Source organism: Sphaerisporangium sp. NPDC051017, from assembly GCF_040683095.1.
Taxonomy (GTDB): domain Bacteria; phylum Actinomycetota; class Actinomycetes; order Streptosporangiales; family Streptosporangiaceae; genus Sphaerisporangium.
This window is the reverse complement of sequence record NZ_JBFBCI010000067.1, coordinates 1-12,570: the sequence shown is the minus strand read 5'-3', so window position 1 is coordinate 12,570 and position 12,570 is coordinate 1. Positions and strand designations below refer to the sequence as shown.

The 12,570-nt window shown below is 72.4% G+C and carries 12 protein-coding genes; 4 read left to right on the top strand and 8 right to left on the bottom strand.

The features are described 5' to 3' along the window. The 6 genes from AB0M95_RS34630 to AB0M95_RS34605 form a co-directional block, all read right to left on the bottom strand. Positions 1–2,079, bottom strand: coding sequence for an ABC transporter ATP-binding protein (locus AB0M95_RS34630; protein ID WP_363773987.1), 2,079 nt, complete (start codon positions 2,077–2,079; stop codon positions 1–3). Beyond that, the gene (locus tag AB0M95_RS34625) at positions 2,076–2,909 is read right to left on the bottom strand and encodes an ABC transporter permease (RefSeq protein ID WP_363773984.1); all 834 of its coding nucleotides are present in this window, start codon (positions 2,907–2,909) and stop codon (positions 2,076–2,078) included. Before AB0M95_RS34625 ends, AB0M95_RS34630 begins: the two co-directional genes overlap by 4 nt. Next, positions 2,906–3,859, bottom strand: coding sequence for an ABC transporter permease (locus AB0M95_RS34620; RefSeq protein WP_363773981.1), 954 nt, complete (start codon positions 3,857–3,859; stop codon positions 2,906–2,908). The genes AB0M95_RS34625 and AB0M95_RS34620 overlap by 4 nt, the downstream gene beginning before the upstream one ends. 6 nt (positions 3,860–3,865) lie before the next feature. After that, positions 3,866–5,527, bottom strand: a complete 1,662-nt coding sequence (locus AB0M95_RS34615; RefSeq protein WP_363773978.1) for an ABC transporter substrate-binding protein — start codon at positions 5,525–5,527, stop codon at positions 3,866–3,868. Positions 5,528–5,905: 378 nt separating this feature from the next. Then, on the bottom strand, positions 5,906–7,231 hold the full coding sequence (locus tag AB0M95_RS34610; protein WP_363773975.1) for an Nramp family divalent metal transporter: 1,326 nt from the start codon (positions 7,229–7,231) through the stop codon (positions 5,906–5,908). A 378-nt stretch (positions 7,232–7,609) separates the two neighbouring features. Next, positions 7,610–8,185, bottom strand: coding sequence for a helix-turn-helix domain-containing protein (locus AB0M95_RS34605; RefSeq protein ID WP_358521128.1), 576 nt, complete (start codon positions 8,183–8,185; stop codon positions 7,610–7,612). Positions 8,186–8,302: 117 nt separating this feature from the next. Between AB0M95_RS34605 and AB0M95_RS34600 the strand changes: the two genes are divergently transcribed. Continuing rightward, complete coding sequence (locus AB0M95_RS34600; protein WP_363773971.1) at positions 8,303–9,238, top strand: SDR family oxidoreductase; 936 nt, start codon at positions 8,303–8,305, stop codon at positions 9,236–9,238. Positions 9,239–9,735: 497 nt separating this feature from the next. On the opposite strand, the gene AB0M95_RS34595 is transcribed toward AB0M95_RS34600, so the two are convergent. Next, positions 9,736–10,299 carry a helix-turn-helix domain-containing protein gene (locus AB0M95_RS34595; RefSeq protein ID WP_363773968.1) on the bottom strand — a complete coding sequence of 188 codons (564 nt, stop codon included), beginning with the start codon at positions 10,297–10,299 and terminating at the stop codon, positions 9,736–9,738. 89 nt (positions 10,300–10,388) lie between these two features. Between AB0M95_RS34595 and AB0M95_RS34590 the strand changes: the two genes are divergently transcribed. Next, the gene (locus AB0M95_RS34590; RefSeq protein WP_363773965.1) at positions 10,389–11,045 is read left to right on the top strand and encodes a DsbA family oxidoreductase; all 657 of its coding nucleotides are present in this window, start codon (positions 10,389–10,391) and stop codon (positions 11,043–11,045) included. A 134-nt stretch (positions 11,046–11,179) separates the two neighbouring features. Then, complete coding sequence (locus AB0M95_RS34585; protein WP_363773962.1) at positions 11,180–11,473, top strand: sulfurtransferase TusA family protein; 294 nt, start codon at positions 11,180–11,182, stop codon at positions 11,471–11,473. A gap of 84 nt (positions 11,474–11,557) precedes the next feature. Here the strand turns inward: AB0M95_RS34585 and AB0M95_RS34580 are convergent, their stop codons facing one another. Continuing rightward, entirely contained in the window at positions 11,558–12,082 is a 525-nt protein-coding gene (locus AB0M95_RS34580; RefSeq protein WP_363773959.1) for a carboxymuconolactone decarboxylase family protein, read from the bottom strand. 255 nt (positions 12,083–12,337) lie between these two features. On the opposite strand from AB0M95_RS34580, the gene AB0M95_RS34575 reads away from it, so the two are divergent. Beyond that, on the top strand, positions 12,338–12,570 hold a 233-nt coding region (locus AB0M95_RS34575), incomplete at its 3' end, for a sigma factor (protein WP_363773956.1).

The window sequence follows — 12,570 nt, the reverse complement described above, 5'->3', positions numbered from 1 at the left end:
TCAGGGGTCGGGGGCTGAGAACTCCTCCTCGTCGCGTGGCGGGTGCGGGGCGGCGTTCGCGGGCGCGCGGGGGAGGTCGCGCGGGTCCAGGTGGCAGCGGACGCGGTGGCGGTCCCCGGCCGTCCGCAGCGGCGGGGGCTCGGCGTCGCACAACCCGTCGACGCGGGACGGGCAGCGGTCCGCGTACCGGCACCCGGTGGCGCGTACGGGCGCGGCGGGGGCGCCTGCCGGGTCCTGGCCGGGGCGCGCCGGAGCCTCGCCGAACCGGGCGAGCGACGCGGCGACCAGCGAGGACGTGTAGGGGTGGTGCGGGCCGCGCAGCACGCGCTCCGCCGGGCCCTCCTCGACGATCCGCCCCCGGTACATGACCGCGACCCGGTCGGCCAGGTAGCCGACCACCGCCAGGTCGTGCGAGATGAACAGGTAGGACGTCCCGGTCGCCCGCTGCCGCTCGGACAGCAGCCGCAGCACCCCCGCCTGCACGCTCACGTCCAGGGCCGAGACCGGCTCGTCGCACACCACCAGGTCCGGCTCGCCGGCGAAGGCCCGCGCGATGGCCACCCGCTGCTTCTGCCCGCCGGACAGGCGCGCGGGCCGGGTGTCCAGCAGGTGGGGGTCGAGCCCGGCGGAGGCCGCCAGGTCCTCCGGGGCCGCCCGCCCGCGCAGGCTGCGCAGGGCGCGGGCGAGGATCACGCGGACCGTGTGGCTCGGGTTGAGCGAGGCGTCCGGGCTCTGGAAGATCATCTGGATCCGGCGCCTGGCCCGCCCGTCCCGTCGTCCCACGGCGGCCGGCAGCGGCCGGCCGTCCAGCAGGATCGTTCCGGACCCGCGCGGCCCGAGCCCGGCGACGGCGCGCGCCAGTGTCGTCTTGCCGCTGCCCGACTCGCCGACCAGCCCCAGCACCTCGCCCCTGCCGATGGTGAGGTCCACGTCGTCCACCACGGCCGTCCTGCCGTACCTCCTGGTCAGGCCGCCGATCTCCAGCAGGGGCGGGCCGGGCTCACCGGCCGGCGCCAGGGCGGGTGGGGAGCCGGCGAGGCGCGGCTCGGGCAGGCGGGCGGAGTGATGGCAGCGCGCCACGTGCCCCGCGCCCCTGGCCTCGAGCGGGGGAGGGGTCCGTCGGCACAGGTCGTCGGCCAGCGCGCAGCGCGGGGCGAACGCGCACCCCGGCGGCGCGTCGCCGGGAGCCGGGGGCCGTCCGGGGACGGCCGTCAGCTCGCGGTCCCGCCGCGACTCGCCGAACCGGGGCACGGCCGCCAGCAGCGCCGCCGTGTAGGGGTGGGCGGGCGCGGCGAGCACGTCCCGCGCCCGGCCCTCCTCGACCAGCCGCCCGGCGTACAACACCCCCACGCGGTCGCACAGCCGGGCGACCAACCCGAGGTCGTGGCTGATCAGTACGACGGCCGCGCCGATCTCCGCGCGCACCAGCCCGATCAGCTCCAGGATCTCGTGCTCGACCGTCGCGTCCAGTCCCGTGGTCGGCTCGTCGAGGACGAGCAGCCGCGGTCGCCCGATGAGCGCGGCGGCGATGACGACCCGCTGCTGCTGCCCTCCGGAAAGCTGGTGCGGGTAGCGCCGCGCGATCGACGCCGGGTCGGGCAGCAGCACCCGGCCGAGCAGCCGCAGGACCTCCCGGCGCGCCTCGGCGCGGCCGTGCCCCCGCGCCCGCAGGATCTCCGCGAGCTGCGCGCCGACGCGCATCGTCGGGTCGAGCGAGCCGCCCGCCTCCTGGTGGACGACGGCCAGGGACGTGGCGCGCCAGGCCCGCAGCGCGGCGGGGGAGAGTTCGAGCACGTCGGCGCCGTCGAGGCGCACGGACCCGCCGGTGACGGCGCCCTCCGGCGGCAGGTGGCGGCCGAGCGCCCGGCCGAGCGTCGTCTTGCCGCAGCCGGACTCGCCCACGATGCCGTACGTCTCCCCGGGCGCGACGCGGAACGACACCCCGGTCACGGCCGCGGCCTCGCCGCGCCCCGTCCGGTAGGTGACGGAAAGGTCCTCGACGGCCAGGCCCGCGATCCCGGAGACGCTCTCGCGGGTGTCCCCGGCGATGTTCCCGGACGTGTTCCCGGCTGTGCTCACGACGCCTCCCAGCGGCCGCGCAGGGCGTCGGCGGCCAGCGCGATCCCGACGACCAGCGAGGCGATGGCCAGCGCCGGCGCGAGCACGGTCCACGGCGCCGGTTGCAGCCAGAGCCGGTTGTCCGACACAGACGCCCCCCAGTCCGGCGAGCCCGGCGGCTGCCCGAGCCCGAGGAACGACAGCGTGGCCGCCGCGAAGATGGCGTCACCGAACCGCGACGTCGCCTCCACCAGGACGGTGGGCAGCACGTTGGGCAGGATCTCCCGCAACGTGAGCGCCCGTTCCCCGCGCAGCCGCGCCGCCTCGACGTAGGCCTTCTCCCGCTCGACCAGCGTCGCGGCGCGCACGCTCTTCGCCACGATAGGCACGAACGACCCCGCGATCACCAGCACCACGACCGTCACCGACCGGCCGGCCAGTGCCACGAACAGCACCGCCGCGATGATCGCCGGGAAGACCACGACCGCGTCGAGCACCCGCATGACGATCTCGTCCACGAGCCCGCCGCGGCTCCCGGCGGCCAGGCCGACCAGCGTGCCGGCGACCACGGCCAGCGCCGTCGCGGCGGGGGCGACCAGCAGGACGGGCCGGGCCCCGGCGAGCATCCGGGAGAAAGTGTCGCGCCCGAACTGGTCGGTGCCGAGCCAGTGCCCGGGGCCGGGCGGCAGGAAGCGGTGCGCGGGATCCTGCAGCTCCGGGTCGTACGGCGCCAGGTGCGGCCACAGCGCCGCGACCACCGCCCAGGCCAGGACGATCGCCAGCCCGCAGGCCAGCGCCACCCGGTGACGGCGCGTCGCCGGCCGCGCCCGGGAGAGGGCGACCGCGCTCACGACGCCGTCCCCAGCCGCACCCGGGGGTCCAGCAGCCGGTACACGACGTCGGCGGCCAGGACGATGAGCATGTACAGCACGCCGAGCACCATCGCGCAGGCCTGCAGGGTGGGCAGGTCCTTCTCGACCGCCGACCGCAGCAGCAGCGCGCCGATACCCGGGTAGTTGTACAGCAGCTCGACCGCGACCAGCCCGCCCAGCAGGAACTGGAGCTGCACGCCGAGCGCGCTCGTGGCCGGGACGGTGGAGTTGCGCAGCACGTGCCGGCGTACGACCTGGCCCCGGGACAGGCCGCGCAGCTCGGCGGCGCGCGCGTACGGGCTCTCCACGGAGGCGACGGTGCTCGCCCGCACGTGCCGGGCCACGTAGCCGGTGCACAGCAGGACCAGCGAGAACGCCGGCAGCAGCAGGTGGCCGAGCCGCGTGAGCGGCCCCGCGTCCGGCGGGGCCTGGGCCGAGGCGGGGAACCAGCGCAGCCGCACCGCGAACACCACCAGCAGGACCACCCCGGTCACGAACTCGGGGATCGCGCCGAAGGCCAGGCCGGCGACGCTGATGACCCGGTCGGCGGGGCGGTCGTGGTTGACGCCCGCGACCAGCCCGAGGCTCAGCGCGACCGGCACCAGCAGGACGAACGCCAGCGCGCCCAGCAGCAGCGAGTCCGCCAGCCGGGACAGCACCAGCTCGCGCACCGGGACGCCCAGCAGCGTCGAGTCGCCCCACCGCCCGGTGGCGAATCCCTCCAGCCACGAGGCGTACCGGGCGAGGAGCGGCCGGTCGAGGCCCAGCTCGGCCCGCAGCCGCGCCACCGACGCGTCGCTCGCCTCGCGTCCGAGGATCGTCCGGGCCACGTCGCCGGGGATCAGCTCGGTCGCCGTGAAGACGAGCACCGACACCGCCAGCAGGGTGAGCGGGATCGCCGCCAGGCGCCGCACCAGGAATCGCCTCATGCCGGGCTAAACCTGGGAGACCGAGCTGAAGTCGACATAGCTCGACGGATGCGCCGCTATCCCGCGGAAGCGCTCGCCGTTGTACGCCCGCACCGCGCCGCTCCAGACCGCGACGATCACCGGGACGTCCTCGTGGAGGGCCTTGGCGATGATCTCCGCCTGCTTCTTGCGCTCGTCGTCGGTGGTGGCGGCGTCGTAGGCCTTGGCCGCCTCGTCCAGCGCCGGGTTGGCGTACTTCGATCCGTTCCACACCCCGCCGCTCTTGACCATGGGGATGATGAACTGGCTGGGTACCGCGCGGCCCGCCCAGCCCACGAGGTTGGCGTCGGTGAACAGCCACGGCGTGTCCTTGGCCTGGTCGCCGCCGTAGAAGTCCGCCGAGGTGCGCTGGTCCAGGGTGACCTCGATGCCCACCTGCTTGAGCTGGTTCTGCACGGTCAGGGCGTAGTCCTTGCTGGGCGGGTCGTAGGTCAGCGCGAAGGAGACCTTGCGCCCGCCGAGCAGCTCCGCCACCTTGGCCGGGTCCTTGGCCCGTTGCGGGATGTCCGTGGGCGCGGCCGGGAACAGCGAGGCGAGCAGGTGGTCGTTGCCGAGGGCGCCGACGCCGTCGTAGACGGTGGTGTTCACGGCCGGCCGGTCCAGGGCGTAGGCGATCGCCTGCCGCACCTCCTTGCGGTCGAACGGCGGCCGGTCCACGCGCAGGGTGAAGGCGGTGAGCCCCGTGCCGGCCACCTGGTCGACGACGATGCCGGCCGTGCCGTCGAGCGGGCCGGCCAGGGCGGCACGGCTGAGGATCTGCGCGTCGATCTCGCCGCTCTGCAGCGCCAGCAGGTCGGCCTGGTCGTCGGCGTAGAACTTGATCTGCACGCCGTCGAGGTACGGCTTGCCCGGCTCCCAGTACGCGGGGTTCCGGGTGAAGGTGGCGCCCGAGGAGGGGTCGTAGGACTCCAGTAGGAACGGGCCGGTGCCCACGGGGTTCTTGGTGAAGTCGCCCCTGTAGTCCTTCTTCAGGATCAGCGCGTTGTAGTTGCCCGCCGAGACCAGGTACGGGAAGTCGGAGAAGGCGCGTTCCAGCGTGAAGACGACCGTCGAGAGGTCTCGCACGCTCACGCCGCCCTCGCTGAGCACGGTGTCGAACGCCGAGAGCGCGGCCGACTTGCCGTCCGGGTCGAGCAGCCGGTCGAAGGACGCCTTGACGGCCTCGGCGTCCAGCGGGGTGCCGTCGGAGAAGGTGACACCCTGCCGCAGCGTGAAGACCCAGCGCTTGCCGTGCTGCTCGGGCGCCCACTTCTCGGCCAGGCGCGGCACCAGCGTGAAGTCCTTGTCGAGCCAGATCAGGTAGTCGGCGACGAGCTGCACGATGGCGATCGCGGACCCGTCGTACATGGTCAGGGGGTCCACGGCGGTGGGCGGCGGCGGCGAGCCGGCGCGCAGGATCCCTCCGCGCCTGGGGGACGGCGCCGCGGAGGCGGACGCGGAGGCGGCCGGTCGGGCGCCGCTCGTGCCGTCCTCGCCGGCGCAGGCCGCGAGGAGCGCGGTCACCGCGGCCCCGCCCGCCGCGCCGAGGAAGTGGCGCCGCGACAGGCCGGGCAGCCGGGACAGGACGTCCTCGCCGGGACGGGCGGGCGAAGGGGAGGCGGCGGCGTGCCGCTCGGGGAATGCCGGCATCGGAGGATCTCCTCCTGGTGAGGGGAGGCGGGGGTCGGGACGCTCCGGCCCGGTCAGGGGGCCGAAGGCATTGTCCACTATCTAGGTAGGAATAGTAGGAAGTCAACCACCAATCCGCCCGCGACGCGATATTTCATGAAAAGCGAGCTAGGCATGCCCGCCCTCTGCCGAACGGAGGTGCAGGCAGCTCGGAAATCTACAACGTAAAGGCGACGGACTCAGCGCCCCGGCGGCCGGCACGCGGGTCGGCTAGTGGGCGAAGGCCGAGGGCGACTCGGTGAGCGCCCTCAGCCTGACCTCGCGCAAGCGGTCCTCATCGCCCTCGCGCAGCCGCCTGATGTCCATGGGCCGGCACCTTGGACGACCCGGCGCGCGCGCTCACAGGGAGGGCACGGCCAGTGTGACCAGCACGACGTTCAGCGCGATGATCACCACGGAGGCCGCGGCGGCGGCGAGCGTGGTCGCGCGCCGGTTCGCCCACTCGCCCATCACGTCCGCGCGGCGCGTGAGCAGGACGAGCGGCACCAGCGCGAACGGGATGCCGAACGACAGCACGACCTGGCTCACCACGAGCGCGTGGGTGGGGTCGACGCCGAAGGCCAGCACCGCCAGGGCGGGGATGACGGCCACCAGCCTTCTTACCCACAGCGGCACCCGGCGGCGCAGGAACCCCTGCATCACGATCTGCCCGGCGTAGACGCCCACGCTGGAGGACGCCAGCCCTGAGGCGAGCAGGGCGATGCCGAAGAGCAGCGCGGTGAGCGGGCCGGACCCCTCGGCGAAGGCGGAGAACGCCCCGTGCAGGGTCGGCTCGGCGCCGGTGCCGTGCAGCAGCGACGCCGCCGACACCAGCATCGCCATGTTGACCAGCCCGGCCACACCCATGGCCAGCACCACGTCGAGCCGCTGCGCGCGCAGCAGCGTGCCGCGCTCCGGCTCGCGCACCCCGGCGAACCGTTCCTGCGTCAACGCCGAGTGCAGGTAGACGGCGTGCGGCATGACGGTCGCGCCGACGATCCCGGCCGCCAGGAGCAGGCTGGCCGGTCCGTCGAACCTGGGCACCAGCCCGCCCGCCACATCCGCAGGCGCGACGGTCGCGCTCAGCGTCTGGTAGAGGAACGCCCCGGCGACGATGGCCAGCAACGCGGTGATCGCAGCCTCGAACCGCCGGTGCCGGGCCGAGCGGACGGCGAGGACCACGAAGGACGCCACCGCGATCAGGATGCCGCCGTGGAGCATGGGCAGGCCGAACAGCAGGTTGAGCGCGACCGCGCCGCCGATGAACTCGGCCAGGTCGGTCATGATGACCACGATCTCGGCCTGGAACCACAACCCCCAGACGACCGGGCGCGGATACCGCTCGCGGCACAGCTCGGGCAGGCTGCGCCCGGTCGCGATGCCGAGCTTGGCCGACAGGTATTGCAGGAGCATGGCGACGACGTTGGCCGTCAGGACCACCCACAGCAGCAGGAACCCGAACCGCGCGCCGCTCTCGACGTTGGTCGCGAAGTTCCCCGGGTCGACGTAGGCGACGGCAGCGACGAACGCCGGGCCCATGAGGCCCACCACCCGCGCCCGTATCCGCCCGGGCGCGGGGAGCGGGGCCGGGGGAGCGGCCGCCGCCGGCGTCGTGGTCGAGGCGGGCTCGGGATCGGAGGTTCCCGGCGGGGGCTCGGGTTTCTCGGCACGCGGAACGGGATTCACAGCACCTGCCTTCGGGGTCGTGGGGGACTGCAGGAGGGCACGGCGAACGCCGGTGGTGAGGTGCGGTGGCTCGGGCTCGCGGGCGTGAACGATCCGGGACAAGCCGTCCGGGCGGCTTACACGCTTTGTTGTACTGCGTCGATGCATCAGCGTAACTAGGCGGCTACGCTATGTTCTGCTAACTGCGCCCCTTTCGCCGGCGCCGGAGTCCCACCAAGGCGCCGGCGCGAGACGCGGCCGGCCCCCGGCTCGTAGAGGCCTCGGCGAGGGCGGGGCCGTCATGCAGGGTGGTCGTGCGGGGCGGTCCTGCATGACGGGCCGTGCGGGACGGTCATGTACGGCGGCCCGATGTCCGTGCCCGGCATTCCGTCCCGGGCCTCACTTACCGGCGGTCACGGCCTTCAGCTCATCGAGTGACTCCCGGATGATGCGCGGCAGGTCCGGCTCGTCGGTCTCGTCGGTTTCGCCGATCCAGCGTTCGAAGGCGACCCTGAAGACGGCGATCCCCGCCTCGGCGGCCAGGCTCGCGGCCGGGTCCGGGACGCCGCGCAGGCGCAGCGCGCCGGCGAGCGCCGAGGCCAGCGTCGCGAGCTTGATGAGCTCGCGCTCGCGAAGCTCCGCGTTCGCGGCGATGACGGCCTGACGCCGCCGGGCGTGTTCGCGCCGCTCCTGGAGCTGGACCCCGGCGACCTCGATGGCCGCGGCGATCGCGTCGATCGGAGCGGCGGAGCCGGGCGCGCCGGCGACGGCGCTGACCATGTGCTCCTGCAGCGTGCCCGAGCCCCAGAAGAGGACCTCGCGCTTGTCGGCGAAGTGCCGGAAGAACGTGCGTTCGGTGAGCCCCGCCCGCTCGGCTATCTGCGCGACGGTGGTCTGTTCGTACCCGCGCTCGCTGTAGAGCTCCATCGCCGCCCGCTCGAGCCGGCCCCGCGCGTTCGGCTCCCATCGACCCATGGTCCGATCGTAGTGGATGACAGTGGCTGACATCAGGGCTATGCTGATGACAGCAACTGACATCAGTCGGCCCGCGTTCCCGTCCGAGGACGGGCCGGCTCATCGGGAGGTCTTCTCATGCGCGTTTTCGTCACCGGGGCGTCCGGCTGGATCGGCTCCGCCGTCGTTCCCGAGCTCATCGGCGTGGGCCACCAGGTCATCGGCCTGGCACGCTCGGAGGCCTCGGCCGAAGCCCTCGCCGCGGCCGGGGCGGAGGTCCGGCGCGGCACCCTCGACGATCTCGACGTCCTGCGGAGCGCGGCCGCCGCGTCCGACGGCGTGATCCACCTCGCGTTCAAGCACGACATCGCCTTCTCGGGGGACTTCCAGGGCGCCGCCGACGCGGACCGCCGCGCCGTCGAGACGTTCGGCGAGGCGCTCGCGGGTTCCGGCCGGCCGCTGGTCATCGCCTCCGGTCTGCTCGGTCTCGCGTCGGGGCGCACGGCGACCGAAGGGGACGGACGAGGATCCTCGGACGCGGGCCTGGCCGGCGGTCCCGGGACCCGTATGGCCACCGCGGAGTTCACGCTCTCCCTCGCCTCGCGCGGCGTCCGCTCCTCCGTCCTGCGGCTCCCCCCGACGGTGCACGGCGAAGGGGACAACGGCTTCATGGCGACCCTGACCGGCATCGCCCGGGACAAGGGCGTCTCCGGCTACATCGGCGACGGGTCCGCCCGCTGGCCCGCCGTCCACCGGCTCGACGCCGCGCACCTGTTCCGCCTGGCGCTGGAGAACGCCCCGGCGGGATCGGTGCTGCACGCGGTCGCCGACGAGGGCGTGCCGATCCGCGCCGTCGCCGAGGTGATCGGCCGCCACCTGGACCTGCCGGTGGTCTCGGTCCCCCCGGAGGACGCGGGCGAGCACTTCACCTGGCTCGCCCACTTCCTCGCGACCGACAGCCCCGCCTCCAGCGCCCTGACCCGCGAGCGGTTCGGGTGGCGGCCGGTCCAGCCAGGTCTCATCGACGACCTCGACAAGGGCCACTACTTCCACCGGTCGGCTTCTCGGCCGTGAACTGAACGACCGAGCTCGCAGCTCCTCGCCGCCGAAGGCTTCGAGGGTCCGGTCCGCGTCAGGCAGCGTGACTCACTGCCCATCCCGCCATACCGCGTGAGGCGATGTCGCGGGCTGCGTTGACGTCGGCGTTCTCAGCGAAGCCGCAACGAGGTACGGCAGAACGTTTCCCGGTCCGGCCGGTTCTTCCTGTCCACGTGCCCGCAGACCGAGCACTGCTGGGAGCTGCGGGCCGCCCCGATGACATTGGAGGCGCTGGTGGCCGGGTCCGCCGCCCTCGTGGAGCGGGTCTGTCCAAGCAAATCAATCAACCTGCGACAGAGCCGTTGTTCTCACAGTCCCTCGTCGGGCATCGTCGCCCCGGAGAGGTAAGGGCGCGGAGCCGATGCTCCGTGCGGCACAGGACACCCACGACGCGCCCGGCGGGGTTGCAGGACCAGACCTCGGTCAGTGCCAGAGGAGCCGGATCTACCGGGCGGCTTAGGCGGAGAGCCGGGCTATGGCGCAGGTGGCAGCCCCGGGGCGACGCCGGTCAGCCACAGGTCCATCAGTCTGAGGCCTCGCACGACGTCTTCGTCGACAACGATCGCGACACTCGTCGCGACGTCGACGAAATCCTCGGCAGTCACCCCGGGAGCCAGCGACTGTGCGACCGGCGAAAGAGCAAGCAGCTGCCGTGTCGCGTCGACGACGCGTCCACGGCATTGTGAATCCGCTACCGGCTCCAGTCCTGCGCTCAACAACGCAGCGCCGAGTCCACGGTCCGTGATGGCCTCTTGGACGAGCCGGTGCGCCCATGCCCGCAGAGCGGACGATGTCGGCTTGTTGCGTCCGAGCTCTTCCACGTACTCGGCCAGTGTGCCTGCCTTCGCGGAGAAGACCTGCCCCAGCAGGTGAGCGCGAGTCGGGAAGTGGCGATAGAGCGTTGCGGAACCCACGCCTGCTTCGCGCGCGATCCGGTCGAGGGACACTGCTGGACCGTCTCGGTCGATCACCACCCGCGCGGCGGCGATGATCCGCGCGCGGCTCCTGATGGCGTCTGCCCGCTGTGTTGCTCGCATGCGCGTCTCCGTTGCAATTGGGGAACTTCCCCATATAGTAGGAGATGTGGGGTATCTCCCCACTTACAGGATAGGTGAACGGAGCCATCGTGAAGAGTGCGGTTACGGCCCGAGTGGCTGTCGATGTCTGGGTGGACGTGCAGTGCTCCTGGTGCTACTTGAACAAGCGCCGGCTTGACGCAGCCATCGCCGAGGCCGGTGTACCGGTAGACGTCCGGTACCACTTCTTCCAGCTTGGACCTGATGCACCGGATCGCATCGACAAGGAACGATTCCTTCGCGAAGAACGTGGGATGGACGAGGCGACTCTCCGACAGGGCCAGGCGCATCTGAACAGGCTGGGAAGCGAGTACGGGATCAGCTACGACTGGGATCGCATGCTCCCGACGAACTCGCGCCGCGCGCACCGGCTTCTCTCCTGGGCTCAGGAGGAAGGGCGGCGGTCCGAGATGCTGGACCGCGCCTTCCGCGCCTACTTCACCGAAGGCGCCGATCTCGCCGACCCGGACACCCTGGCTCGACTGGCTGCCGACGCGGGTCTCGATGCTTCGCTTGCACGAGCCGTGGTGGATTCCGACGAGAGAGACGACTCGCTCGAACGCGACCGAGCAGAGGCACTCCGCCTCGGGCTCACCGGCGTGCCCCTCATCGTGATCGCGCAACGATACGGTCTGTCGGGTGCGCAGTCAGTCGAGGCACTGACGGGGATCCTCCGCCGCGCTGCTTCGGAGGCTGCTCATGGCTGAGGATCCTGGAGTCGGTCTTGTCTCTCTCGCTCAGGGCCCGACGTGTGTCGGCGGTGTCTGCGACGTCGACGTGAGCGTCGAAGCCGCCGCACTGGAGGACAGAACCGAGAGCCAGGGCGCCACCCGAGCGCCGCATGACCGGTGAGCGGGGCGACGGGCCGGTGGTGCTGGACGGGGGAGACCGCCGCTGTGTCGCGCTGCTCATCGAGCTGCGCCGCCTGGTCGAGGGCCTCGCCCCCGGCGCCGTGGTGCACCTGATCGCGAGCGACCCGGCCGCCCCGATCGACCTGCCCGCCTGGTGTCATCTGACCGGCCACGCCTACCTCGGCGCCGTGCTTGGCCACGATCGCCCCGCCTACGCCGTCCAAGTCCAGACCGGCACCCGCGCCACCCACGCGCAGTCCCCTTGGCGCCTCACCGACGACTGAGAAGCGCCAGGGGCGGCGTTGTCAGGCCGGCCGTGCTCAGGGTGAGGCACGAGCGCGTGTCCTCACCCTGAGCCTGTTGGGCGGTTACTTGTTGTAGTTCTTCCCGATGGGCTTGCCGGGGATCGGCTTGGCGATCAGGGCGACGGGGATGAAGAAGCAGATCTGGGCGATCACCAGGGTGAGCGTCCAGAGCGCCTTGTCGTCGTAGTGAGTGGATGCCTTGGCGTACAGCTCGTCGGGGACGCGCTCCCCGGACGGGTTCGGGGTGAGGACGGCCTCCACGAGCTCCAGCGAGACCCGTTCGGCGTCGGTGAAGTAGGGGGCGTCCCGCCATGACGACACGGCGGTGATGCGCTCCTCTGTTTCCCCGGTCTTGCGGAGGTCGTCGCTTTGCCGGACGGTGTGGTACGTGCTGCCGACGATCTGCCCGGCGCGGAGCTGCACCAGGCCGATGGTGGTCTGCGGAATCAACCCGTTGCCGATGGCCTTGGACATGCCTCCCGCGACTGCAGTGATCTCGGGAAAGAGCGGGATGGGGTCGGGCAGACGCGACTTGAGGTCGTCGAGTTCGGTCGTCGAGGGTGTCGAGGGTGTCGAGGGTATGGACATTGCGAGGTCTTCCCTTCTGAATCTCAGCGGTGCTCTGAGGCTTGCGACCTGGTGGGGCTGGTCTCCGTCACCGAGCGGCCGGCCGCGGGGACGATCACGCGTTCCGACGCGCGTTTCGACGGTGATCCGCATGCCGGCCGGGTCGCCGAGCCTTCCCGCGTACTGGCTGGTGTCTCAGTAGTCCGACGACACAGCCGCCGGGAATGTGAGGCGACGCGCCGACGTCACATTCAGAGGCGTCGTCTCGTCGGTCTGGTGAAGGCAGACACGACCAAGGGAGCCGTCGACATCATGACCACCCGATCCGAGCCAGGACACGGCCGGCCCGATGCGAGCCTGACCGTGATCATGAGCGAGCGGCGTCAGCTGATCAATCTGGCGTACCGGCTCCTGGGCTCCCTGGCCGACGCCGAGGACGTCGTGCAGGAGACCTACGCCCGCTGGTACGCCATGTCCCGGGAGCAGCAGGACGCCATCGCATCCCCCGG